Source organism: Glutamicibacter sp. NPDC087661, assembly GCF_044743275.1.
In the GTDB taxonomy this organism is placed as follows: Bacteria; Actinomycetota; Actinomycetes; order Actinomycetales; family Micrococcaceae; genus Glutamicibacter.
Genome location: NZ_JBIUWE010000003.1, coordinates 300779 through 326118 on the forward strand (window position 1 = coordinate 300779; position 25340 = coordinate 326118).

The following is a 25340-nucleotide window of genomic DNA, read 5'->3' on the forward strand; positions in this document are numbered from 1 at the left end:
CGCTTTCGTGTGCTGCTCGTAGTTGATCTGTGGGGCATCATGGGCGACTTGCAGAGAGTTGATTGTTTCCTGTGTTTCAAGGGCTGCGTGAACCCGATGTCCCGAACTTTTGTGACAACTCCCGCTGGTGGTCCTGAACATGCGAGCATTCCCCGTTCAGGCTAGTCGTGGACGTTAGACGCAGTCTAGGTATGCCGTGAGGTGCCCGTCCCGCTGAGCACCCTGGCCCCTCGCAAACTCGTCTCCAGTGTGTATCGGGCGTCCGCAGGCGCGGCCGGCTGTTGGCCCGGACTCCGTCCGGTTTTTTCCTGTTTTTTGCTGCTGTCCTTCGGAGTGTACGGGCCACCTACAAACCCACAAGCCACTCGCTGCGCTTCGGGCGTGCTCCACCCAGAAATTCTCGGGCCGCGCTCCTTCGTCGCTTCTTTCGGCCCAAGATTTTCCTGGATTGCGCACCCCTGACGGGTTGATGGGTTTTCCGGCTGGCCCCGCTTCATTTCATTTCGCCAGCAGGCAAAAAACAACCGGGGGAGGGCTTCGGCGGGAGGCTGGCAACCTGCCCCTCTTCCGTAAAGCGAAGGACAAAAACCTATGCAGACCACAACCAAGGACACCCGCGAAACCGTCACCGTCCCAGCGACGGTCGAACGCGATATGTATGGCGAAGGGTATGACTGGATGGAATCGCTGGCCGGCACTGGATGGCACGAAGTTCCAGGGTGGGGACGCGATGGATGGGACTTGGGATCCTGGCCCTACATCATCTTCGCCGCAGCTAAGACGACCGATGAAACCGGGATGCTCTTCGGATACACCACGTACGTGGAGGGCGATGTGACCGCGCGCTGGTACCGCAGCTGCGAAGCCCGCAACCTTGCCATCAGCAAGGAGGCGTTCTGGTACTGGGCGAGCGGGCAATCGGATGGACCGGAAGCGCTGGAAGGGATGAACCCGCAAGAGTTCAAGCAGATCGACGGGCTATGTGAACCATACATTCCGGACTTCGGGAACTAACCCAGCACTTTGGCTCTGAGTGCTCACGCGTTCAGAGCCAAAGCTCTGTCACGGGCATTCTGCCAGTGGCAATGGGCTGTATGTTCCGCCGCTCGATTGAGGATGTTTTTCTAGCACAAAAGCACCGGCGCTGCCGTGTTGCATGGATTGCGCAGGAGCCGGTCTGAGGGGAAGACGTTCGCGCCTCAAGATCCGCAGTCAACGGCCAAACGTGGGCCGAACACATAAGCTCAAACCCGACGCATCGGCAGAAGCGGCACCGCGCTCAGCATTCGGCCTTAGGCGTTGGCCGCAACTCCGGAAGTTTGTCCCTCGGCAGTCGACGCTGGGGCCTGGGCAGTCTCTTCGTTTTGTTCTTCGACCACTTTGGGTTCCTTCGCTGGAGCCGCCTGGGGTAGGAAGCTCTTCAACTCCGCGGAGCTGAGCCCCAGACGCTCACCGATCGACTTCTTCGACTCTCCCGTACCGAGCATCTGCTCCACCACCGACGCCGCAGCAACTCGCGCCTTATCCTTCTTCACTTCGGCAGTCGCATGCAGCTCGGCGATCTTCTTCGCGGCATCCTCATCGATCAGTTCGATCTCGTCCTCATGGATGAAGAACTTCGCCGCCAACTCGATCAACTGCTCATTGCGGCGCGTGATCTCCTCAGCCTTCGCACGCGCCTTCTCCCGGGCGGCCAACGCTGCAGCAGACTTGCGTGGCTTACTCATCAAAACACTTCATCCTTCGCCAACTCGAAAACAAAATTTTGCGAGGGGACACCCCTCGCGCACCCCGGCCCAAAAACGCGTTAACGGGCTTCGCTGACGCTCAGGCTCTGTCCTGCCCGATGTTTGCCACCTGTGGACGGCTTTGAGATTAAGCGCCGTCTCCACCCGCCCACACGTGGAAAACATCGGGCCACGGTTTCACACAAGAGACTTGCCCTGGGCACAGCAGCGACCCTATCAAACCCACCTTGGACGCACCTGCACACAGCGAAGATCGCATATGCAAAACCGCACCAAAAACATCCTTCTTTTGATGGCCAGATCTCTTTGCCCGCCTCTGCACTATTTCTTCTTCGTTCCTCAAAGGATGCAGAGCCGACCAACATGATGAATCGGTAGCAGCCCTCCGGCCAGTTCCATCCCCGACACGCAAGAGCCTTGGCCCGCCAGTTTCCACTCGTACCTCATTCGGACGTCCCAAGATCTCTCACGCATCGTCGAAGTCCTCCGGCCCTATTTTCTCCCGATCCATCAAGACCAGATCTGTCACACCTCTTGCATCCTCGATAACTTTGGCCGGAATTGCTAGAGTCGAACGTGTGATGACCCTGCATAAGCTCAGTGCAGGGGACGGCTATCTCTACTACACCCGCGAAGTTGCCTCCGCTGATGAGCTGCGCTCACCGGATCGGAAGCTCGGGGATTACTACACCGTCACCGGCCACCCGCCCGGCATTTGGGGAGGACGGGGTGCTAAGAACCTCGGCGTGAACGGGGAAGTCACCGAAGAGCAAATGGAGCTGCTCTACGGGCTAGGACAACACCCATTAGCCGGCCAGATGGATCCGGTGTCGGGGGAGAAGATCCACGCGCAGCTGGGTCAACGCTACAAGCGTTTCGACCAGTTCGACGGCGAACTGGCCAAGAAGATTAACACCGCCCTGGGTGATTTCACCAGGCTCAAGCACCGCGAACCGACCGCTGATGAACGACGCGTCCTCCGCACCAAGGCCGGTGGCGAACACTTCTACAAACTGCACGGCCGCAAGCCGAAGACCAAGGAAGAACTCTCCCAGTTCATTTCCCGGCAGACCCATAGGGGCTCGAACGCGGTGGCCGGGTATGACATGGTGTTCTCCCCGTCCAAGAGCATCTCCTACCTCTGGGGAGTCAGCGACCGCAAGGTCCAGGAAGTCATCGAGAAAGCCCATCACGAGGCCATCGAAGACGCCATGAAGTACTTGGAGAACAATGCGGTCTTCACCCGCCGCGGCAAGAACGGGGTCCGCTCGGAAGACGTGGACGGTGGCCTGATCTACACCACCTTCCGGCATTATGACTCCCGTGATGGGGATCCGCAGCTGCATGACCACATTGTCGTTTCCAACAAAGTGCTGGGGATGGATGGCAAGTGGAGTGCCATCGACGGGACCGTCCTGCACAAGTATGCGGTATCTGCTTCGGAGCATTACAACGCAAGGGTCATGCAGAACATCTGCCGCGACCTGGGACTCGCCACCACCCAACGAACGGTGGAAGGCAAACGCCAGATCACCGAAATTGGCGGCATCCCCCTGGCCAGTATTGAGGCTGCGTCCTCACGCCGGAGCAATATCAAAGCCCAGCTGAAGACCCTCGTTGATGAGTTCGAGGACAAGTATGGGCGGGCTCCGAGTCCGAAGCAGCTGATCAAGCTCTCCCAGCAAGCCACTTTGGAAACCCGTGCTGAGAAGAAGAAAGGTCTCTCCCTTTCAGAGCTCACCGAGCACTGGCAAGACAAATTCTCCACCGTCCCCGGAGCCTTGGTGGGCGATGAATTATTCGCTGCGGCGCGCAAGTATTCCGTCGGCCAGGAACCGGTTTACACGCCGATCGGCCAGCTGCCAGAGGAACAGATCCGTGAGTTGGCGCAGTCCACCATCACCCGCCTGGAGCAGTCGCGGGCGACGTGGAATCAGGCGCATGTGGAAGCTGAAGTGCGCCGCCAGCTTTCCAGCCAATATCAAGCCCAACCCGTCGCTGATGCGGTTATCGCCCAAGTCCGATCCACCGCGATCGACTCTCTGAGCTTGAAAGTCACCCCTGATTTTCCTGTGCCTGCATCGGTGGCGGGGGCTATGGTGGCGGTGCACAAGTACCAGAAACCCCACGCCGCCCTCTATACCTCAGAGACGGTGTTAGAAGCCGAACACAAGGTTTTGCAGGCCGCGCGCACCGACGTTATTCCCACGGTCACGACTGATCATTTCCAGAGCGTCCTTGATAGTTTTGAGGGCCGCTTGAACGAGGCGCAGGTGGCGTTGGCCCGCGAATTCTCCTGCAGCCCCAAACTCCTCGTCGCAGGTATCGGACCAGCTGGTACCGGTAAAACAACCTCGATGAAACTGGCCGTAAACGCCATGAAGCAAGCCGATCACCACGTGATTGCTGTGGCTCCCTCGGCCAAAGCAGCGACCCTGTTGGGCCATGAGGTCGGGGTGGAAGCGATGACTGTGGACCGGCTCCTGGCCAGCGAGGAGAAGCTGTCGCCGGGGGACGTGGTGATCATCGACGAAGCCGGCATGATCGGCACCACCCAATTTCTGGCCCTGATCGAACAAGCCCAGGAGCACGGCGCTCTGGTGCGGGCGATTGGTGATGACAAGCAGCTGGCTGCTGTGGGCTCTGGCGGCATCCTGCGCCTGCTCAACCAGGAAGAGCAACTGGTTCACCTGGAGGAAATCCACCGGTTCAGGAACGCCGATGGCAGCCCGAATCTCAGCGAAGCCGCCGCATCCCTGGCCCTGCGTGAAGCTCCCGCACTCGGGAAGGATGACCCGTGGGCGTACTACCGTGCTGAAGGGAAGATCAAAGCTGGCATCACCGGTGACATGGCTGATCAAGTGTTCGCTGCCTGGCAGAAAGACACCAACGAGGAGCGCACCTCGCTCATGCTGGCCGGCACCAATGAACAAGTCGCCACCCTGAACCAAAAGGCCCAGGTCTACCGGCTCGGGCGCGGCGAACTGGATGAAACCCAGGTGATCACCGGCCGCAACGACACCCAGATTTATGTTGGCGATGTCATCCTGACCAAGAATAACGACCGCCGCCTCAGCGTCCACCAGGGCAAGGACTTCGTGAAGAACAACGATTCCTGGGTGGTCGAAGGCATCGAATCCGGGCACCTGCTCGCCCGGCACCAGCAACACCACGGACTGGCCGCCATCCCCGCCGACTACGTCGCTGAAAGCGTGATCCTCGGTTATGCAGATACCGTGCATAGTGCCCAGGGCGCCACCGTGGACACAGCCCACGCACTGCTGACCAGCAGCACTGATCGTGCCGGCGCGTATGTGGCGACCAGTCGCGGCAAATATGACAACCGCATCTATGTGGGCCTGGCCGACGGGGACCGAGCCGACACGGTCCTGAACGGTATTGCCGAGCGGACGGACCTGAACCTCACCGCCCACGAAACCGTGACTCGCGAATTCGAGCAGGCCCGAGACATCAACAGCCTCGGAATGATCTATCGGGACCTGGTAGTCCAAGCCCAGACTGCCAAATACGAGCAGATCCTGCGCACCACCCTCAGCAACCCGATCGCCCAGCCAATCCTTGAAGACCCGGCCTGGGGAGCTGTGGCCCGGCATCTGGAGCGGGCCGAAGAGTCCGGGGTAAAGCTCGAAACCCTCATCGAGGACGCCTACTCCCAGCACGACTTCGCCGAAGCAGACAGCATCGCCGCGATCCTGGCCTGGCGTATGGGCACCCTGCTCGACAACCGCGAAGCCACCCTCGCCACCGCCGAACGCCCACTGCGCGAGGTCGACCAGGACCACCTTGTCGCATTGAAGGAACGCGCTATGGACCGGGCTGAAGACGCCGGCACCTCGTACCGCAAGAGCGCGGTCGAGCTTGCCGAAGCTGAAAAGATCTCACCGCTGCCCCGCCGGCTGTATGGCCACCTGTCCGAGGAGGAACTAGCAGCCCGGATCAAGTGCACCGATAACGAACTGATCCGCCAGATCCCCTCCGACATGGACAACAACGAAGAGTACCTATCCTGGTCACTGGGCCGACTGCGCGCAGAACAGCAGCTGCGCCAGGACATGCCAGAACCACTGGCCCAAGCAGAGATCCGCGACCGCGACCACAAGAACCTGGCCGCCACCAGCGGCACCGTCCTGCGCCGCATCAGCACCGAGCTGAAACTGCGCGAACTGGAACAGGCCCCGTTCGATAAGCACCGTGAACCGAACAGGTTGGGCGAGTGGTTCGCACCGCGCGAGCCGTTGGCTGACCCGCGCCTGCCCGCGGCGTGGAAGGAACAGATCGAAGCATACCGTCCCGTGGTTGATGCCGAGCATCAGCGGCTCGGAGCAGAACTCGCCCAAAACCCACCAGCATGGCTGGAAGACCTGGGCCCAGTACCGGGCCGGGCTGACCGGGCTGAAGAATGGCGCCGGCTGGCCGCGGAAATCGCAGCCTACCGCCGCACCTACAACATCCCCGATGCTGAACCAGCCCTCCTGCCTGCACAGCATGTGAAGAACAGTCCGGTGGCGCAGGATCTGCGCAACCGCGCCGCGGCACTGCATAAGCACTCTGAACTGACGAACCGCGAGCCAATGCCAGCCGATGCGAAGGAACAACTAGCACAGCAGAAGACGAATGAATCTGCCGCAACGGTGGGGCAGTCAGACGCTGCGGCGAAGATCGCGGCGCTACGCCAACGAGCCCAAGCCAGAAACGAAACGACCCCACAGGAGAAGGAGAACGCCATGAGCACGAGCGAACACCATGCCGGCCAGGAAGGGTCCGGGGCTGCTGAGACCAACGAACTGCTGGTCCGCCTGCGCAAAACCCAAGAGGCACAGGAACAAGCAGCTGATCAGCAGCGTAAGCTCAAGGACGATGAAGCGCAGCGCCGAGGACCATCTGGCCCAACACTGAGATAAGGGGTTTGAACTACTTATCGTGTTGAATGCACGCTTGGGTTAATGACGTGGTCTAACATCCTGCCCCTCGCAAGACAGAAGGAAATCGGACATTGAGCAATAAGCAGCATGCTGACAATGGCAGTTGTTTGCAGAGGAGATGGGGCATGCGGATCAGCGGTGGGTGATGGTCCGTCACAGGAAGACCATGCCTATATCATCGTCTTATCAGGATGGCCTAGGTCCGTTATGGCATGCCAAGAACGATCTCTGGGTAACTCAAAAAGCCTGCGCCAGTTTGGAAAAGGCTTATGGGCTGGAGGCTGCGCCGCGACTTCGAAAACAAATGAAACAGCTGGAGCTGGTGGAGCGCGAGAACGTCTGGTTAAAAACACAGTTGGCTGCCGTGAAACGTGCGCAAAAGGAACGAGAGGCTCAGAACGTGGCAGCAAGAGCAGTGCGCCTCGCGAAATAACGTGCCTTCAGATTCCCGACCCTGCCGACTACTCGAAGCCCTGCTATGCCACCTCGGAAAATTGCGACGCCATATGTCCCGGTGCAAGCTATACGTCCAAAGGACGGTGGCTATGAAAGATAGCGGTAAGCGCTCTCTTTCATAGCCACCGGGCACTTAATTACGGTGCTTATCGTGATCTAGCCAAGGAACAAAACGACCTTTGTTGCCAGCTGCGATGAGATAGGTGAAGCACAAAATTGCGCCGAGCTGAAGAAGACCTATCCATAGTCCGTTGGTCTGGAAGGTAGCAGGAAGCTGCGAAAGGCCCAAGAGAGCGAGGACGAGATAAAAGTAGTCGCTAAGAATAGCCTTCGGCTTACGTTTATTTTGCGACGTTGGGTTAGCTTCAGTAGCCATTGGGAACTTCTTTCCGGATTAGGAGAAACAGTTTTGCTTGATGTCGTTAATGCCAATAAGCTCGGCGAACAGGCCACCAGCTACAGCTACAGCTGCATTTCGCTTTGCGGTTGCGCCCTTTTTGCTGTGGTACGCACGCCATATAATATTCACGCCTTTTTTGACGGATCCGAACCGCTTGACTAACTTATATCCAACTTTTGCAGCAGCTCCCAAGGCATTAGGTTGGCACCCACTGTAGCAACACAAACAGTCCAGAGACCAAGGCCAGCGCCCTAGCTGACCGGCTCAGGTCCTATCGGCCCACATCTGAGGACCGGCTGGTTGCCGGTACCGCGCGCGGCAGTGAAAAGACGATTGTCCACGGGGTGCAGCAGTATGCCGGTGAGCAGGTCTCCGACGGCACTCGGCCGCGGAAGAGGACCGAAGCGCTGATCGAACGGATCAAAGGATCGGCTCAAACCAGCGAACCGGCCTCGGCCGCCATCGAAGACATCATGAGCAAGCTGCAGCGGATCAAGCAACAACAAGCCAGTGAGCGGCAGCCACCGCCTGCTGAACACAATCGAGCAACGAAGCCGACACCAGAGGGCCCTCAGCTCAGCTGAGCGGCCTTTTGGTGTGAACGTAAGAAACCCACGGAATCCGTGGGTTTCTTCGACGTAGAAAGCAGGAGCCCTCGTCCCTTGCTATTTATACGAGGATGCATGCGATTCGGATAACAGCAGACATGAAATGAACCGCTTTACCGCCGATGCTTCACAGCAGTTTCCTTTTACGCGGAGCCAGAGCGTTGAGCGCAGGAAACGTACGTAGATAAAAAAGAAGCCCCACACCGCTTGGCGATACGAGGACTTCCCATCAGCACTGATTGTCAGCTCAGTTGCTTTCATTGCTTTTGCAGTCTTTTCAGCGCCCACCTGTTCGCGTAAGAGACGTCTGGCCCCGTTTTGATTGTTTTCTGACGATCTACCGACCCATGTGATGCCCTGAATGGAGACGGATAAGAAATGCTGAAGGAGAAAAGTTTAAAAGTCCCTGACAGGGGCGAGCGATACCACTCCTGCATGGAGACTTCCCCCCTCTCACCCCAGAAATGGGATTCATGGAAACGCTCGGAGCCTGTCAGTTTGTTTGTGTAAGCCCCTAGTCACGTCCGTTATTCAGGGATCGTAATACTCACGTCAAATACGGTTCAATCCGCTCCGGGTACGCCATCGCCAACTGCTGCAACGCCTGCTTCCAACCGTTCGTCCCGGCCCCTTCCACCAGATGCGACCCGGCACCAGCCCGCGGCGTGCGGCCCTTCTTCTGCGCATCCTTGAAACGCTCCCTCGCCCGCTTGTCCTCGATATTGCAGATCGCCAGCCACAGCATCTTCACCGCCGCCGCATCGGAAGGAAAATGGCCTCGGGACTTGGTGACCTTGCGCAGCTGGTAGTTCATCGACTCAATCGCATTGGTCGTGTAGATGACCTTGCGCAGCTCCGGGGGAAACGCGAGGAACGGGGTGAACCGCTCCCACGCGTTACGCCACGTCGCCACCGCTGAAAGATACTTCCGCCCCAGCTCGGACGCTTCGAAATCATCCAGGGCCTTGGCTGCGGATTCGATGCTCGGGGCGGTGTAAATGCTCTTCAACTGCGCACTGACGGCCTTGCGGTCGCCGTAGGACACGAACCGGTTCGCCGCCCTGATCAGGTGCACGACGCAGGTCTGCACGGTCGCACGAGTCCAAGTCGCCTCGATCGCCTCGGGGAAGCCGGTCAGGCCGTCGCAGCAGGCGATGAGGACGTCCTTTACGCCCCGGTTGGCCAGCTGCGCGCAGACTTGCGCCCAGAACTTCGCGCCCTCGTTCTCGGTAACCCAGAGGCCCAGCACGTGCTTGATGCCCTCCACGGTGACGCCGATGGCCATGTGGGCGGCCTTGTTGCGGACCTGATGCCCGTCGCGGACCTTGATCACGATGGCGTCCAGGTAGAGGATCGGGTAGAACTCCTCGAGTGGGCGTTCCTGCCAGGCCGAGACTTCCTCCAGCACCTCGTCGGTGATCTTGCTGATCGTGTCGTGGGACAGCTGGGTGCCGACGGTCGTTTCCAGATGGTAGGCGATATCGCGGACGGTCATGCCGCCGGCGTAGAGGGAGATGATCATTTCATCCAGGCCGCCGGTGCGCCGTGAGCCTTTGGGCACCAGGGTTGGGGTGAAGGTTCCGGCCCGGTCTCGTGGGATCTGCAGGTCGATATCGCCGGCGATGGTTGACACGGTTTTCGGGTAGGACCCGTTGCGGGAGTTCGGCAGGAACCGGCCGTGGCTTTCGCCTTGTTCGTAGCCCAGGTGACTGCTCAGCTCGGATTTCAGGCCGCGTTCCAGTCCGGCGCGGATGATCTGCTGGATGAAGCCGTCTTTGCCGTCGAGCTGGATCTCTCCGCGGTCGATGAATCCCATGAGCTCGTCGAAGGCCCCGGATTCCTTGACGGCATCCATGGAGCCGAGGGCTGCGAACTTGTCGGCGATGTCTGAGGCGTTTACCACTGGTTGTTCAGCCTGGTCTTTCTGGATGGTCATGTCGTGTTTTCCTAGTCTCTTTCTATCAATTGACTAGGGTTCTTACACAATCAGCCTGACAGGCTCAACGCTCGATTGACGCAATGGTGGTCCCTTAGGGTTCTTCGTATGCTCGATAGGCACACCAAAATCTGAGTTCGTTGTCAATGGCCCTAGAGCCCTGTCTGTCAGGGCAAATGCATCTATGCAACACACACCCGCAGCACAAGACCCACCAGAGTAGCGTCCTCAAAAGAAAACTCCGCGACCACGAGCAGGCAAACGCAAGTGTTAGAAACGTACCTAGCGACGTCACAAGAAAGTCGCACGCGCTGAACCGTTCGGAATTAAAACGGAAGCTTCCCCTCCTACTAAAGTATGATTTACAAGCAGATTCGTCTTCACTACCGTGTAATTTATCGGTTAGTAAGAGAAAAATAGTCGTCCGCTCAATTGATCTTTTCTCGAACTCTCGCAGAAAGCATCGGTTGTAGGAAGCTTCAGCCGATTATCATCACTGTTACACTCAATGAGGAGTACCCGATGTTCAAGAAAAGTACGGTTATGTTGTGCTCCGCAACTCTGGTCGGTGCCTTGCTTGCAGGAGTTCCGTCCGGTGCGTTCGCTGCCTCTCAGCAAAGCACTGGAACTATTGCTACTTCTGTAGCTGTTGACTCGTCAGGTGAAATTAGCCAGAAGGAAATGGAACAGCTGGAAAAAGACGTGGAGACTCTGTTCACGCGCTATATCCAGATGGATTCTTCGGGTCAGTTCTTTGTGAACACAAAGAATCTTGCTGAGGATGGGGTTCAGGACAGGACAGCTGAGTTACGTATGTTGAGCGACTCGTTAAACCTGATGGCTGAGAAAGAATCTGAGCAAGCAACTAACGAGATTGAGCGCCGTACTCCTGGGAAAACACTCCAGCCCTACGGATCGACAGAATTCGCAAAGTGCGTAATTTTGAACGGTTTGGGCATCCCCGCTCTAGGTGGATCTCCGGGCATCATTTCAGCTATAAAACTCGGAATCAGCTCTTGGAACTGGGGAATTGCGGCAAAAGCAGTTGCTAAGTTCCTAGGCCCTGCTGTCGTAAAGTCTTTGGGCGGTCCTGTGGGGATTGGCGTGGCGCTGGGATGGGGCGCATGGAGTTGCCGCGGCAAACTATAAAGGAGTTGAAATGGAAAATTCTGCTCGCTCAAGTAGAGCGCTAAAAACTGTCCTGACCTTTGTATGGGTTCTGCTAGTTGCCCGAATCATTACTGGTCTGACGATTTCACATGATCTTTCTTCAATGCAGGCGTGGTTCTCGGTTCAGGCTTGGATTGCACCTTTAGGGTTTGCTGTCATCGGCACTGTTATCTATTGGAAGAACTCTGCGAATAAATAATTCGCAGGATCTAGGACGCTTGATGACTGCTAGGAAAACTTTTCTAGCGGTCGTCGAGCGTCCTTTCTCGGCTACCTAAGAATTCTCTCCTAGTACGTGAATATGGTTGCTTGCGAGCAAACCTGGCTACGGACTGCGGGCAAAGTTCAGGGACCCCCGTCTAATGTGATCAAAGCGGGCCGTACTTGGCCATGAAGCGTCTGTAGATAAAAAGAAGCCCCATACCGCTTGGCGGTACGAGGACTTCCCAATGATATATGCACGGATCACAATCCCAACTTATACAAGTTAGGCGGTCCAGCTTCTGTCTAATATTCTACTTTGGTGACCCCAACGAATCAACTAGCGGATTTTGGTAGCTTCCTGGCCGGCGCTCGGTTTCAAACCTACTTGGATTGCTGCCAGGACGACCGCAAATTAGCTTTAGCTACCTACACGTGGAACTCAAAGCTCGCGGCGGAACTTTCACGAGTTCTGGGACACGTTGAAGTTGTCCTCCGCCATGCGATGGATCTGCAACTTCGTATCTGGAATTCGGCCCAACCTCTCACCCTCGGGCAGCCGAACTCTAACGATGCTCGTCAACGCAACGGCGGCAATTCCGAAGAGTGGCTCAAGCACCCGGCGCCGCTGTTGTTCAAACTCGTCAATACGAGAACGCGCAAGGGCAAAATCTTGTCAACCTACGAGGGTGCCTTGCGGCGGGCTATTGACGGAAGCAACGAAAGAGACCCAGCCCACCCCAGGCATGGAGCCCACATCACGCACGATGACATCATCGCACACACCACCTTTGGTTTTTGGCTGCATTTATTGCCCAACCCCAAGCATCGACACACTCCGCTGTCCCAGCTCAGCCAGCAGGAACGGACGAAAGAGCTGGCCGCTAGACGACTTTGGTCTGAAGCCCTGTCCAAAGCCTTCCCAGGCCTGAGCAACGTCTACGTGGTTCAGTACTACCTTCAGAGGGCGCACGCCTTGCGAAACCGCATTGCTCATCACGAACCACTGTTGAATACCGACGCGAAATCATACTTCAGAACCTCCACCCGGCTGCTACACGGAATTAGCCCGGCGGTCGGCAGCTGGGTCGGTGCTACCGCCGAAGTCGTGCAGATCCTCAGAAAACGACCAACCGGGAATTCATGAAAGCAAAACCCTGCGGATGCTATCCCGCAGGGTTCCAGCTTCCTAGCAGGGTCTCGCCCCTAACTTCTGGGATGATCGTTTTACTGCTGTGGCTCCCCGACGGGGCCAGGTTCTAGGTCGGGTTCCTTTGAATCATCTGGCTTTTCCAGGGGATACGCTTCGGCGAGCCACTGTGCGAAGTCATCCTGGAGAGCTTCGGGGACTGGATCCATTCGCTCAGGTGTGCGGTGCTCACGTCGGCAGCCGGCCATCCCTCCCTTATCTGCTGGCGCGTTCACGATATCCAGGACGTCGGGCAGGCAGCGCAGGTTCCAATACACCAGATCACTATTCGGAGTCTCGGACCCGTAGTTCGCCGCCGTCCACGACGTATATAACCCGACCACGTGCGCGACGACGTTCGGGTGGAGGAACCAGCAGGTGGGGATCATGTTCGTGCTTTGCCCGGCTCCGTAGGTTGCGTTCATCCAGGGCAGCCACTGGTTGATCTCAGTGAGCAGCTCCGAGATTTGCTTCGGGTTGGCCGTATAGAGGTTCCAAGGTGCTACCTCTTGTTCGGGTCTTATGTTGGTGAGTCGTTCCAGCTGGTTCGTGAGTTCCACAAGAACTGTTTCTTGTGCGGCGAGGCCTTGCTCGACTTTTTCTTGCCGTTCGATCAGCGGCTCAACCAGCGGAACGATCAGCTCGAGGACATCATCGGTGGGTTGCGTATCGCTCATCGCGCACCGCCAAGGGTTTCTGCCGGATCGCTACCTGCCAGGGTTTGGGTGGGTTCGTGGAAGATCTTGCCGCACCTGCGCAACGTCTGCTCCTTCATCTCATTCAGCTCCTGGTGGTCTTTGCGCTGCCACACCATCTCGGTATGCACCACATGCGGCGGCAGATTCCGATACACCGCGGTGGCCTGCCCGAAGCGCAGATGCTTGAGCTCTTCAGCGCGCACGATCGCTTTCTCCTCGGAACTAGTGGTCCTCGAGCCTCCACTCTTGCTAGAAGAATGGCTGATGCGTGCCTTATTTCGGACGCCCATGTCGTTGGCGTAGGTCTTCAGGTCTTCGCTGTTGATGCCGGGGAATATCAGCTTCAAGCTCGCGTTGGATTCGATGGTTTTCGCTTCTTCCTTGCCCCAGCGTGCTTCGTTCTGGATGAAGGATTGGCTGATGCCGATCACTTGGATGCCCCGTCCGCCGGTATCAGTGATCAGTTCGCTCATGTTGCTGAATGCGGCAACGTTTGGTGCTTCGTCCAGGACCATGCGGAAGACAGGCCAGAGCCGGCCGGAGGCGAACTGGCTGGATTTGCGGCGAGCTGCCCGATAGACCTGGTCAGCGAACATCGTGCTCAAAGTCCCCAGCGGGGATTTTTCCCCGTCAACCACGATGTGCAGGGTGTTCGGCCCTTCAAGGAACGTGTTGATGTCGAAGGCTTCCTCCTTGCGGAATCGGAATTGCGAGAGCACTTTCTCGGTGACCAAGGGTTCGGCTAGGGAGAGGAGGGTGGCTTTGATGGAGTCTTCGGTTTCGCCGGCCCGTGATTCGGTGCGCTCACGCAGGGGTTGGATGAAGGCCCTGGATTTGTGGTGGTCTTCGAGGATGGTGATGGGTTCGGGGTTGTGGGAGTCGAAGATCCACATGAGCAGGTCATCCATGGTGCAGTCTTCCAGTGCGGCGGCGTGCAGGAGCCGGCCGAGGACGGTGCCGGCTTTGGCGCTGAACCATGACCCGTTTTTGGTGCCTTCCATCGGGGCGGCGTTCGCCCAGGCTTTGCCGCGCTCGAGGGCTTCGTCTTCGTCTTCGCACCCGTAAATGGGTGTCCAGTTCACCCTGGTCGGCCAGCCGGTGATGTTTTCCCAGTCGCACACAAATACGTGCCCTTGTTTTTCCCGGGCAATGGCGGTCCAGGCGACCACATCGGGTTTCGTGGAGGTGGCTAGGACGGGGCCTGGGGCGTTGAGGATCATGGGGATGACGATGCTGGAGGTTTTGCCGCCGCGGGCTGGGGCGTAGACCCACATGCTGTCTTCCAGTTGGATATACAGCGGGGTTTTCTTCGACGCATTGGCATAGACGGCCAGGGCGATGAATGCTTCGGCGGTCTTCTTCGTGACCTGCGCCCCATAGATTTGGCGGGCTTTGCGCCAGGCGGAGGTGAAGCCCATCATTGACGTAATCGCGGCCCCTTGTGGGGTGAATTTCTCAGCCTCGTCCCGCGAGCTTCCCCAGATTTCGGTGAACAGCACATATGCCACGATCAGTAGGGCTGCGAAGCCGCCGAGGATGAACCAGGACGCGGTCGGCCAGGCGAGGTTCTTGTCGATGGCGGCTTGGACCAGTTCCATGGGGTTCCACGAGATCCCGGTGCCGGTGGGGGTGAGTCGTTCGCCCCAGTTCAACGCCACCAAGGCCAGCCCGGCGAGGGCGGCGATGATCAGCCAGGCGGGGATTTCGCGGTTACGCTGCGTGGGGTTCGAGCTCATCGGTGATCACCTCGTTCATTTTCTGGGCGGTGAGGGCCTTATCGGTGTCGGTGAGGATTTTCTCCACGTCGCTGCGCAGGTGCTTGACCTCGAACGGAGCTTCGTTGCCGATCTTCATCAGGCACGTGCCAGTCGCCAAGTTCAGGATCGTGCCATAACTGGAAGCGGGCAGGTCGAACATTTCCACTGCAGCCCGCGCATCCGGGGCTTTCTTCTGCTGATACACCAAAACGGTGTCGCATTCCTTGATGATCGCCTCAGCTTCGGTGCCGGGCGGGATGTCTGAGACGTGGTGGAACATGAACCAGTTCGACAGGCCGATGGCGCGGGAGACTTTCTGGTTGCGGCGGATGACTTTGGCGACGGAGGTTTGGACGACGTGCCAGGCTTCTTCGACGATGAAGTGGGTTTGGCGCCGGTTCTTGGCCCGGAAGAGCCGGTTGGTCATCCACGTGTTGATCACGGTCATGATGATCGCCAACGCCGGCCCGGTCTCTGGCAACTGGGAGACATCGAAGACGGTCAACCCGTCAGCCAACACGACGTTTTCTGAGGTTTCGCCGTCGATTAGGCCGGAGAGGTCTTCATCGACGAACCGTTCCAGTTCGAATGCCAGATCGTACCCCCATTCGCGCAAGACTGTCCGTTCGATCTGCAGTTCCTCGCAGTCAATCGGGGAGGGGTCGAGCATGCGGGCGATGACCAAGCCGATGGTGGGGGTACGGCCAGCAGCGCGGGTTTCTTTCAGCACGCGGTGGTGGGCAGTGCGCATGGCTTTGCCTTCGCGGGAGGAGACAGGCCGGCCGAGGACTTCGGTGGCAACCGCGCGCAATAGCTGAGCTTGGCTTGGTGGGGCTTCGGAGCCGTTGGTTCGGGTGTCTTCGACTTCAGGGGAGATGGCCGGGTCGAAGATGTTCAGGCAGGCGCCGCCTCCACCGATTTTGAAGGTGATCGGCTCGCGCCCGAAGAATCGGGACAGGGCTGCGTATTCGCCTTCTTCCGGGTTGGAGTCCGAGGGTTTCTTGTCGACGACGATGACGTTGCGGTTCAAGATCAGCGGGCGCAGGCAGCCCCAGGTTTTGCCGCCGGAGCTTTTGGCGGAGCCGAGGTCGCCGATGAGAATGACGTTGGCGTTGTTCACGGTGTTCGGGTAGGCGAAGATCGGGTCGTGCATGACACCCCACCCTGATTCCAGGTCCAAGCCGAAGAGTAGGCCTTTGTAGGAGGTGGGAGACCAGGGGACGGCGAGGTTGCTGATCTCTGTTTGCCGGGTGGTGCTGATTCCGCCTTCAGGTGCCGGGTCGTAGAGGCCGTAGGCGGATCCGGTGCGGGAACGGCGGCCAGCGTCCCAGGACACGTCCGGGCGGAACATGTCCGCGGGTGCCTGGGTGTAGCCATTTTGATTGCTTGCTAGTTTGCTCGTTTGTGTTCGAGCTAGTTTCCTGGCTTGCTTAGCGGCCCTCCGGTCCTTCCTCGAATGTTTCTTCGTGTCTCCTTGGCCGGCGACTGTGCTGGCAGGGGAGGTGGGACCGGATGCGGTCTTCCCAGATGTGCTGGCGTCTGCGGGGTTGGTGGTGGTGCCGGTTTTCTTGAAATATTTCATGATTAACGGATCCCTCGTCCTAGCGGCATCACGGCAGCCAACGCCATATGGTGGCGGTCATCGAGCCAGATCAGCCGCTCGATCCCGCAATCAGTGGCCACCGATTCAATCTGTGTGGACACAGCCAGCAGTTCTTCTTCGGACTGCACAGTGAAGCTCAGGTACGCACCCCATTTCACTCCGTGATGCCCGCTGCCGGGCATGAGGTCGGCGCCGCGCTGGTCCGAGGAGCTGGACATGACGTGTTCGGTGCCGTCGCTGACTTTGCCTTTCTCTGCATCGGATTTGCGCTTGGCCTTGTCACTGGTGCGATCAGAGACCGCTTGGGCACGGGCGGTGCGGGCATCGACAACTTCGTTGACCCACGACACCGAATGGATCACTGCGGGCACGATCCCGTTGACCAGCTGCCGCATGGATTGGACGGGAAGGGCGGAGCCGGCCATGAACCCATGGCGGGGAATGTAAGCCACTCGTGTGTAGGCATGGTTGTTCACCAGTACTGCTTTGGACGTTTTTGTGGCGTCCAGACGCTGCCAGACCGAACTGAGGTTTTGGTCTGGGTCGTCGATGCTGACCTCGTACGGGTCTTGTAGGTGGGAGAGGAGTGCTGCGGCCATGTTGGAGTTCACCGGCCGGAAACTGCGGATCGCTTTATGGGTGACTGCTTGGGACATCAGGGCGTGGGCTTCGCTGACGATCGCGTCATGCACCGCCCGCGGGCCAGGGGTTTGGGCGGTGATGGCGCGCTGCAGTGCGGCGAGGTTGTCGAAGCGCAGCACCCAGTAGGAGCGGTGCTGTTCGGCCTTCTGCTCCACATCCAGGCATAGCTCTTGGTAGGAGCGGACCAGGTGGTCATGGGCTTGGGGGTGGACGTAGTCAGAGAGCCAGGAAATGTGGTCGGTGATGTCCAAGGGGACGGAGCGGGTGAAGCTTTGGATGTGGGAGATGGCGCTGGTGCGCCGCGCTGCCCGGGCGAGGACTTTGCCGAATCCGATGAACGGGATGTCTTCGATGTCTTCTTCCACGACACCGCCGGTGCTGCCGCGCACTTCGAAGATCGCGGTATAGAACACCGGGCTGGTGTTCGCATGCCTGAACACGGTGAGGCGTTCGCGGGTGTTGAAGGGGACTTCGGTGGCGCTCATCTTCCCGATCATCAACGGGGCCGGCTGGTCGGTGGCTTTGCGGCGTTGGGCCCTGCGCACTGCGAACCCTTTGGGGCGGGCAGTTTTCGGCTGGTTCGAAGTTTTCTGTTTGTTCTGTGTTCTCTGCTTATTTTGGGTGGCGTGCTGGTAGGTTCTCAGGCGCTCTGCGGCGATCTGTTCGTGGACGGGATCGAAGACATCGGTGCCGGTGGTTTTCTGCCAGATCCGGTAGGCCCGTTCGGCATAAATGGCTGCCAGGCTGCGGCCTTCATTGATGGCGGTGGGCATCGTAGTCAGGATGCTGGCCACGGCCACGAAGAGCGCCGCGACGAGGAAGAAGAAGCTGAACGATCCCAACATGACCAGGAACGCGGAGAGCGCGAGACCAATGAAGAGGAGGAGCTTTTCGGGCAGGGAACGGCCTGAGAGCAGTCCGCGGGACTTGAACTCACCGCCGAGGGCAACGTGACGAGTCATGAGGGTTGATCAGTCCTTAAACGAATCCCAGGTATCGGGGTCGGAGTCCTGTTGGGCGATGCGGGCTTGGGCTGCCGCGTTGGACATGGCGTAGCGGGCGTTGGCGAGCATCCCGACCTTGCCGGTGTGCAACGGCCGATACGCCTTGCTAGAGGTGGCATTGGTTGGAGAGTTAGGGCCTGCGGGCTGGGTTTGCCGGCCGGAAGCACCAGCAGCCTGGCCAGAAGTGCCAATACCGGCACTGTCGAAGGTCGGTTCTCCAGCAGAGCCACCTTCAGGATTGCGGCCTGAGGAACCCGTTGTCCTTGGAGCACCCGCGCCGCTGGAACCACTGGCATTTCCTGTGCTGCCTGTTCGGGGGCTGGTTGGCCGTTCCATGACCTCGGTCGGAGTACCCTGCCCAGGGCTGCCAGGCGACGACTGGCCACCAGAAGAACCCTGCGGCTGGCCAGCATCCGGGCCGCCGGACGCGCCGGCCCCTGAAGGTGGGGCTGAACCATCCTCACCGCCACGCGCAGCTGAAGATCCCTGGCTGGCAGCACCGGTACTTGCTGCTCCAGCACCTGCTGCAGTACCGCCGCCCGATGTACCGTTACCGGCCCGGGGGGCAGGCGAAGGTGTGCTGGAAGCATTGCCGCGGCGTGAGGAGATCGCGCGACGCACGGCTCCTGCGCCGGCACCGGCGAGTGAGCCGGCCATGCCACCTGCCGCAGCGCCGACACCAGCAGAAATTTCAGGGGAGATCCCGCCGAAGTTCGCTTCACGGCTTTGGATGATGGGCATCCACCGGAAGATCGCTGCGGGGGAAAGAACGATCAGCAGCATGATGAATGCGGTCGCTCCGAGGTTGCCCACATTGACCAGCACATCGTCGGTGCCTTCCTTGAACGCGGTCTGCGAGGCCAGGACCCCGAAGACGGCGCCCATGACGAGGAAGACCACGGGCTTGAGGATCAGCAGGGTGGCGAGGGTAGAAGCGATCTTCAGTACGTAGCGGCGGGTTTTCGGCGAGATGAGCATGCCGATCAGGGCGGCGATGGCCAGTCCCATGAGCTGCTGGAAGATCGGGATGAGCAGGAAGTAAATCATCAGGGCGATCGAGCCGATGAACAGCATCCCGAAGAAGATGATCGCCGCCAGCGGGCCGAACCAGCTGCTGGATTCCAAGGAAGCGAAGCGGGAGATCACGGTGATGAAATTACTGATCATTTCCGCGGACCAGTTAGTGGCCCCGGAGGTCAGTGGGGCGATGCGCTGCTGTATTTCGTTCATGGCCCACGGACCGTAGATCACCAGGAAGAGGCTGACCGGGAGGTAGTAGAGCAGGGAGTTGCTGAAGTCGTCGTCGCTGATCTCTCCGTTGCTGTGGTGCTTGAATAAGGTGAGCAGCATGATGGAGAGCCCGACGACGCCGATGCCTGCGTAGAGCGCCCAACGGTCTTTGAACTCTGGGCTGGAGGCGTCGAATTCGGTGGTGGAGGTGAGCTCTTCGAGGACTTTTGAGGTGAGTGCGATGGACTCTATTTTGCTGCTGTTGGCGACTTCTTCGAGTCCGCTTTTGGGGTCGGCAACGAAGTCGATGGTGTTGCCGATGGCATCCATGGCGTTCAGAACCGATCGGCCGATCTCGCTTTGGCCCATCCAATTTCTCAGAGTGCCTGAAGCCCACCCCATAAGGAAATCATTCGCTTGTTTCCTGATGCAGAAAGTAACGCTTTGCTGTCCCGCACCCGTGGAACTCAGGGCCTCGCACAAATCCATGGCTGGTTCCTGCTTGATGATCAGCGCGTCAGGGTCCGGATACATGGCGTGCAACGCATCGCGCGTCTGTTCTTCGCAGTTGCGGGCATCGAAGTTGAGGAAAGATTCCATCTTGCGGTAGTACGTGAAATTGCTGCATTCATCGGCGCCGATCTCCGTGATGATATCATGCAGCAAGGTGTTCTTATCGTCATCCGATAAGTTCTCGTACCTCTTGGCCTGGTCTTGGCTCAGAACTTCTGAGACATTTTCATCTGTTCCGGTGGCTTGGGCCGGGACTGCTAGACCTAGGGTGAGCAAGGCAGCGAAGATGGCGGTGAGCAACCGCCTCATCGTGCAAGCTCCATCCAACCATCACGGCTTAGCGGATTGCCTTGGGAGTCCACGAAAATTTGGTTCAGCAGATCGTTCGGCGATTCTGGAGCTTTCTCGCCGTCAGCAATGATCAATTGAGATTCTGCACGGACGGGCGTCGGCGAGAGATCGAGCTTCCAATCATTGCCTTCCCACACCAAAGCTTGGTTCTGAGTGCGGTATTCGATCGAGGGGCCGATAGTTTTCCCATCCAGCTCGAGCCCTGGATCGTCGATCTCGAGTGCCACGGCGATGTTTGCTGATTTTCCTGGTTCGCAGTTCTCGACCTTGTAGATCGCCGGAGAGATCAGGCTGCTTTCTGCTGAAGCTGAATTATCGGAGACCAGTGAGGCTGTGGCGTTGATGTACTTCGTGTTGTACTCGCCCGAAGTGGTGATCTGCTGAAGCGTTGCCTTCTGGTTCTTCCAGTTTTCAGGGGAGTAGGAATCGGCCGCCACATAGTTCACTGCAGCGCGGACGGCGTCTTCACACGAAGCCGTGTATCCGATAGGGGTTTTGCCGTCGGGTGCGGTCTTGGTTCCGCCTTCAGCGAGGCGGATGCTGGAGATTGGGAACCCGTACTCGCTGGCTTTGGCTGGTGTGGTGGGGGTGGTGGCCGCCGAAGAATCGGGTTGATCCTGATCTTGGGACATGAGGACGCTGGCTACCACGACGAGGGCTATGGCCACCACAGCGACGATGAGGACAATAATTCTCCGACGGCTGGTCATTAGAGCATCCCCGCCAATTTCAGGACCGCACCGATGATGACACCGAACGCGGCAACCGCGACCAGGGCAATGCCACGGCGTTTCATCTCATCGGTATGCTCACCGAGCTCTTCGTAGTGGCCTTGCTTTTTCGCACCGGCGAACTTGCCAAGACTGGTCAGCAGCTTCACGGCCACATAGATCAGCACGACGCCCCAGATGACGCCGAGGATGATGCCCAGTGCGCTGTCGAATCCATCGCCCAAAGGCGAGATGTCGGGGGAGACGCCCTCGAACGGGTTTTTCACGGTCGTGGATTCTTTTTGTTCCGCGACGATGCTGGGCGCGGTGTGTACTGGTGCGAACACGGGTTAGTTCTCCTTGGTGTTTCGGGGGGTCGTGTCGTTGGAGGCTGAGCGGAAGAGTCCGGCGCTGACGGCAGCGGCGACTTTCTCGAAGGCGCGCACTGACTCGTCAGTGGCTAGCTGCCAGTCGATCAGCCCGTTCGTGTCCAGGGCCGGTTCATAGGGGACGGCTAGGAATGTTGCGGTCTCGCCGAGGGCTTGTTCGAGCATCTGGCGCAGTTCTTTGCGGCGCTCCGCGGCCACGGCCCGACGGTGGGATCCTGGGGTGATGACCAGGACCGCATGCTCACACAGGCTGGCATAGTGCTGGTTTCCGGTGACTTGGGACATTGCCTGCAATTGTTCGACGGTGCGCAGGACAGAGACGACGGATTTGTCGTTGAGCTCGACGGGGAAGACGAGCTGGTCGGTGGCGTCGATGCCGGCGAGCCAGTTTTCGGCGCGGGTGTTGTTGCCGGTGTCCAGTACGACGATGTTCCAGAAGCGCTGGACGACTTCGAGCAGTTCGTTGAAGGTGGGGCGGGTGAGCATTTGCATCCGGTCTGGATCCTCATCGGAGGCCAGTACGCTGAAGCGGTTGTCTCCTTGTGGGCGGGTGTAGTACTGGACATCGCCGCTGCGGGTCCGTTCGCTTTTGAGCTGCTCGAGGGCATCGAGCAGGTCGATGATGGTCATGTTCGACCCGTTGGAACGGGTGCGGACCCCGAGGGTGCCCATGGTTTCGTTGTTGTCCATGGCCAGCACGTTGTGATCCGAGGTGTTGCCGATGGTGGAGGCCAGTGCGACGGTGAGAGAAGTTTTCCCTGCTCCACCGGCAGGTTGGGCGATGGTCACGGTGACCGGCCGCGGGTAGACCCGGCGGATTGAGGCGAGCGTGGCCCGGCGTGTCAGTTCTTGGGGTCCTGGTTTCGGGGCGATCAGCCCGCCAGTCCAAGTCCGGATCTTCTTCTGCCATCCTTCTTCGGCTGGCAACGGTGTTTCCAGGGCGTCGGAGCCGGTGATCGCACTGCTGAGCGATCCTGAGACCAGCGGTGTTCCTGAGACGAGCGGTGTCCCTGAATCCAGTAGTGTTCCTGATCCCTGAGTCGTCCCGGATGCCGGGGATGCCTGTGCGGAATCCGGATTCCCAGGAGCGTCAGCAGGATCTTGTCCCGCAGCGCTTGGGCTGGCAGTGCTCGAGCCAGGGGCTGGTCCGTCGCTGGCTGGTTGTTGGGTGGTTGCTTTGCTGGTGCCCTGTTCGGTGGGTGTTGGTTTCACCAGAAGGTCTGTTTTCATGCGGCGGCGTTCTTCGCCTGGCCAATCCCCGCTCATGCACATCCCCTTTCGTTCATCAAACCCATAGTATCAATTAGTATTGAAAATATAAGCTTCAATATAAAAAAATACTCAAGGGGGTTGCCATGAACCAGGGAATGCACCGCACCACGCGCCACACTAGGGAACACTCTCGCCGCCGTGCCGCCACGACAGGGCTCGTTCTGGCCTTAGCCAGTGCGCTGCTGGCGGGTTGCACACCGACCGAACCAGAAGGCACGCCGGGGGAGGAGAACGGGATCATGCACGACATCCACGCCTCCCCGGAACAATCAGCCATCGAAGAATGGAGCCCCCGGATCGCCCAAGAAGCCAGTGACGTGGCCACCAACGCCGCGACAGTCTACGCCCGCCCCGAACTGAACCAGTCCCAATGGTTCACCGGACTGCGGCCCTATCTTTCTGCCGATGCGCAACACACCTTCCAGAACGTCTCGAACCTGAACATCACCGCCACCACAGTCACCAGCACCGAGGAACCGGTCAAAGGACGGTCCTCGGCGATCGCCACCGTCACCGTGAACACCAACACCGGCTCCCTGGACTTCCTGCTGAGTCGTGCCGACGGGCAATGGGTCGTCGAAAAGATCACCAGCACCAAATGATGCGACGCTTCAGACTCATCAAAATCCTCGCCATTATCCTGCTGGTCTTCTTTGGCGGCATTTTCCTCTCTCTGACCATCCTCGGGCCAAGAGACGCTGCGGATCCCCGGACTATGGACTGCAGCCCGAACAGCAGCATCGGAAAAAACATTAGCGTCACCAACCTGCCCACCACCCCAGTCGGCAACTACACCGAGAAGCAACTGGCCAACGCCGCGATCATCATCAACGAAGCCAGCAACGCCGGCTTGCCCCAACGCGCGGCGATCATCGGACTGATGACCTCCATCCAGGAAAGCAGCCTGACCATTCTGGCCAACGACGGGAGTTGGGAGTACCCGGAAGGCACCCGCATCATGACCAAAACCGACTGGGAACAAGCTAAAGAGGTGGCCGTGGCTTCCTTGGATGAACTGCATGAAGGCGTCGGGCACGCCTGGGACGCCATGGGCACCTTCCAGCAACGGCCCAGCGCCGGCTGGGGCACTGTCGGACAGATCATGAACCCCGCCACCGCGGCTGCGACCTTCTTCGACCGCCTCCAGAACATCGACGGGTGGGATGAGCTGCCCTACGAGCAAGCCGCCGAAGCTGTCCAAGCCTCCGGCCTGCCTGATAACTACGCGCAACGCAGGGATGATGCAGAGCTGATCTATGCGGCGTTGCAAGGCGCCGAAGTCACTGATGCCGACCAAGACGAAGCCTATGTCTCGTGTGATGACGTGGCTGAGAGCCGCAACCCGAAAACGAAAAACACTCCGAACAATGAATCAGGCTGGGCCTTCCCCTTGGAGACGTTGACGAAGATCTGGCACAACTACGGCGAATCCCGCGGCCCCTACCCGCACGCCGGCGAAGACTTCGCCGCCCCGGAAGATACCCCGATTTACGCGGCGGCCGCCGGGCAAGTCATCCGCGCCAGCTGCGATGACCTCGTCGTCGGACGCTCGCCCTGCCAAATCGAAATCGACCACGGCATGCACGACGGCGCCCAGATCACGACCTTGTATGTTCACATGTTCCCGGATGATCTGATCGCGCACGTCGGCGACGAAGTCGAAGCTGGGGAGCAGATCGCCCAGGTGGGTACCAACGGCAACTCCACCGGATTCCATCTGCACTTCGAAGTATGGAAAGACGGGCTAATCACCAACCCGATGGAACTAATCGAGCAGCAAGGAGTCACGATGCCTGGATAAAGTCGCGCCGTTGCCGCCTCCGGCACAGCATCGCATCGACCAAGCCCAGTGTCATGCCTGCCAGGACACTGAGAATCGCAGGATAGATGAACAGATCCGTGATCCAGCCCAGTTGCCGGTTCGCCAGCTCGGCAAGATGCCCCAGCGGAGCGGCGATGACCAGGCCGAACCCGAACCCCATGAGCTTCTTGGAGTAGTACGGAATCCTTGATACTGATTCGGTAGCTGCCCGCATCAGCGGGGCTACTAGGAATGAGGAAACAATCGCCGGGTAGATGTAAAGCGCGAGCTTATATAAGACCACCAACGGGTTATGCCTGAACGCATTCAAGCCAACGTCAGAGTAGGAGCTGCCACTGAGCACGAACAGGACACCCATCAGGGCGGCCGAGGCCGGCAACGCGACAGTAGAGAGTTTCAGGATCTTGTTGGCGATCTCGGGGCGGTTGATGCCATGGGAGATCTGTATGCCGCCGCAGAAGAACACCAGCGCAATACCAATATGGGATACGAGGTTCGTGAAATTTTGGGATCCCGCCCAGGAATCAACAAATTCGTAGACCGGATCAACAGCTAAAGATAAGATGAGGGCCATGCCCAGATGGGTGAGCCACAGCCAGAGATTACCGACCCCTTGGATCAGGCGAGGAAGGCGGGCGATGAGGGCTGCGAGGAAACTGGTGGCAAGGATTGCAGACACCCAGCTCGAAACCGCCACA

General features: G+C 58.9%; 21 protein-coding genes. 9 read left to right on the forward strand and 12 right to left on the reverse strand.

Going from position 1 to position 25340, the window contains the following annotated elements; all coding sequences use genetic code 11:
• The first annotated feature begins 591 nt into the window (after positions 1-591).
• Entirely contained in the window at positions 592-1014 is a 423-nt protein-coding gene (locus ACIOTN_RS10670; protein ID WP_332595319.1) for a hypothetical protein, read from the forward strand.
• Positions 1015-1292: 278 nt separating this feature from the next.
• On the opposite strand, the gene ACIOTN_RS10675 is transcribed toward ACIOTN_RS10670, so the two are convergent.
• Entirely contained in the window at positions 1293-1727 is a 435-nt protein-coding gene (locus tag ACIOTN_RS10675; protein ID WP_332595318.1) for a hypothetical protein, read from the reverse strand.
• A gap of 602 nt (positions 1728-2329) precedes the next feature.
• On the opposite strand from ACIOTN_RS10675, the gene mobF reads away from it, so the two are divergent.
• Both mobF and ACIOTN_RS10685 read left to right on the forward strand, forming a co-directional pair.
• Complete coding sequence (mobF, locus tag ACIOTN_RS10680) at positions 2330-6670, forward strand: MobF family relaxase (protein ID WP_332595322.1); 4341 nt, start codon at positions 2330-2332, stop codon at positions 6668-6670.
• A gap of 187 nt (positions 6671-6857) precedes the next feature.
• Positions 6858-7124: a hypothetical protein gene (locus ACIOTN_RS10685; protein ID WP_332595317.1), complete on the forward strand. Its 267-nt coding sequence runs from the start codon at positions 6858-6860 to the stop codon at positions 7122-7124.
• Between the two features lie 156 nt (positions 7125-7280).
• On the opposite strand, the gene ACIOTN_RS10690 is transcribed toward ACIOTN_RS10685, so the two are convergent.
• Entirely contained in the window at positions 7281-7523 is a 243-nt protein-coding gene (locus tag ACIOTN_RS10690) for a hypothetical protein (RefSeq protein ID WP_332595316.1), read from the reverse strand.
• Positions 7524-7891: 368 nt separating this feature from the next.
• Here ACIOTN_RS10690 and ACIOTN_RS10695 point away from each other — a divergent pair, with 368 nt between their 5' ends.
• Positions 7892-8131, forward strand: a complete 240-nt coding sequence (locus tag ACIOTN_RS10695) for a hypothetical protein (protein WP_332595315.1) — start codon at positions 7892-7894, stop codon at positions 8129-8131.
• Positions 8132-8702: 571 nt separating this feature from the next.
• Here the strand turns inward: ACIOTN_RS10695 and ACIOTN_RS10700 are convergent.
• Complete coding sequence (locus tag ACIOTN_RS10700) at positions 8703-10091, reverse strand: IS256 family transposase (RefSeq protein WP_332731467.1); 1389 nt, start codon at positions 10089-10091, stop codon at positions 8703-8705.
• A 522-nt stretch (positions 10092-10613) separates the two neighbouring features.
• Here ACIOTN_RS10700 and ACIOTN_RS10705 point away from each other — a divergent pair.
• From ACIOTN_RS10705 to ACIOTN_RS10715, 3 genes are all read left to right on the forward strand, one after another.
• Positions 10614-11240 carry a hypothetical protein gene (locus ACIOTN_RS10705; protein WP_332731466.1) on the forward strand — a complete coding sequence of 209 codons (627 nt, stop codon included), beginning with the start codon at positions 10614-10616 and terminating at the stop codon, positions 11238-11240.
• Positions 11241-11250: 10 nt separating this feature from the next.
• The gene (locus tag ACIOTN_RS10710; protein WP_332731465.1) at positions 11251-11460 is read left to right on the forward strand and encodes a hypothetical protein; all 210 of its coding nucleotides are present in this window, start codon (positions 11251-11253) and stop codon (positions 11458-11460) included.
• A 324-nt stretch (positions 11461-11784) separates the two neighbouring features.
• Entirely contained in the window at positions 11785-12609 is an 825-nt protein-coding gene (locus ACIOTN_RS10715) for a hypothetical protein (RefSeq protein ID WP_332731464.1), read from the forward strand.
• 80 nt (positions 12610-12689) lie between these two features.
• Here the strand turns inward: ACIOTN_RS10715 and ACIOTN_RS10720 are convergent, their stop codons facing one another.
• The 8 genes from ACIOTN_RS10720 to ACIOTN_RS10755 all read right to left on the reverse strand — a co-directional run bounded on the left by ACIOTN_RS10720 (position 12690) and on the right by ACIOTN_RS10755 (position 22814).
• On the reverse strand, positions 12690-13328 hold the full coding sequence (locus tag ACIOTN_RS10720; protein WP_402735321.1) for a hypothetical protein: 639 nt from the start codon (positions 13326-13328) through the stop codon (positions 12690-12692).
• A complete protein-coding gene (locus tag ACIOTN_RS10725) occupies positions 13325-15085 on the reverse strand; it encodes a type IV secretory system conjugative DNA transfer family protein (protein ID WP_402735322.1) in 1761 nt (586 codons plus the stop codon). Before ACIOTN_RS10725 ends, ACIOTN_RS10720 begins: the two co-directional genes overlap by 4 nt.
• Positions 15060-16457 carry an ATP/GTP-binding protein gene (locus ACIOTN_RS10730; protein WP_402735323.1) on the reverse strand — a complete coding sequence of 466 codons (1398 nt, stop codon included), beginning with the start codon at positions 16455-16457 and terminating at the stop codon, positions 15060-15062. Before ACIOTN_RS10730 ends, ACIOTN_RS10725 begins: the two co-directional genes overlap by 26 nt.
• Positions 16458-16690: 233 nt before the next feature.
• Positions 16691-18313, reverse strand: coding sequence for a hypothetical protein (locus ACIOTN_RS10735; RefSeq protein WP_402735324.1), 1623 nt, complete (start codon positions 18311-18313; stop codon positions 16691-16693).
• A gap of 9 nt (positions 18314-18322) precedes the next feature.
• Entirely contained in the window at positions 18323-20407 is a 2085-nt protein-coding gene (locus ACIOTN_RS10740) for a hypothetical protein (protein WP_402735325.1), read from the reverse strand.
• On the reverse strand, positions 20404-21159 hold the full coding sequence (locus tag ACIOTN_RS10745) for a hypothetical protein (RefSeq protein ID WP_402735326.1): 756 nt from the start codon (positions 21157-21159) through the stop codon (positions 20404-20406). Before ACIOTN_RS10745 ends, ACIOTN_RS10740 begins: the two co-directional genes overlap by 4 nt.
• A complete protein-coding gene (locus tag ACIOTN_RS10750) occupies positions 21159-21506 on the reverse strand; it encodes a hypothetical protein (RefSeq protein WP_402735327.1) in 348 nt (115 codons plus the stop codon). The genes ACIOTN_RS10745 and ACIOTN_RS10750 overlap by 1 nt, the downstream gene beginning before the upstream one ends.
• A 3-nt stretch (positions 21507-21509) precedes the next feature.
• Positions 21510-22814, reverse strand: coding sequence for a ParA family protein (locus ACIOTN_RS10755; RefSeq protein WP_402735328.1), 1305 nt, complete (start codon positions 22812-22814; stop codon positions 21510-21512).
• Between the two features lie 89 nt (positions 22815-22903).
• Between ACIOTN_RS10755 and ACIOTN_RS10760 the strand changes: the two genes are divergently transcribed.
• Together ACIOTN_RS10760 and ACIOTN_RS10765 are read left to right on the forward strand one after the other, a co-directional pair.
• Positions 22904-23422, forward strand: coding sequence for a hypothetical protein (locus ACIOTN_RS10760; protein WP_402735329.1), 519 nt, complete (start codon positions 22904-22906; stop codon positions 23420-23422).
• Complete coding sequence (locus tag ACIOTN_RS10765) at positions 23419-24621, forward strand: M23 family metallopeptidase (protein ID WP_402735330.1); 1203 nt, start codon at positions 23419-23421, stop codon at positions 24619-24621. The genes ACIOTN_RS10760 and ACIOTN_RS10765 overlap by 4 nt, the downstream gene beginning before the upstream one ends.
• Here ACIOTN_RS10765 and ACIOTN_RS10770 read toward each other — a convergent pair.
• Complete coding sequence (locus ACIOTN_RS10770; protein ID WP_402735331.1) at positions 24605-25339, reverse strand: hypothetical protein; 735 nt, start codon at positions 25337-25339, stop codon at positions 24605-24607. The genes ACIOTN_RS10765 and ACIOTN_RS10770 overlap by 17 nt on opposite strands.
• Position 25340 lies beyond the last annotated feature (1 nt).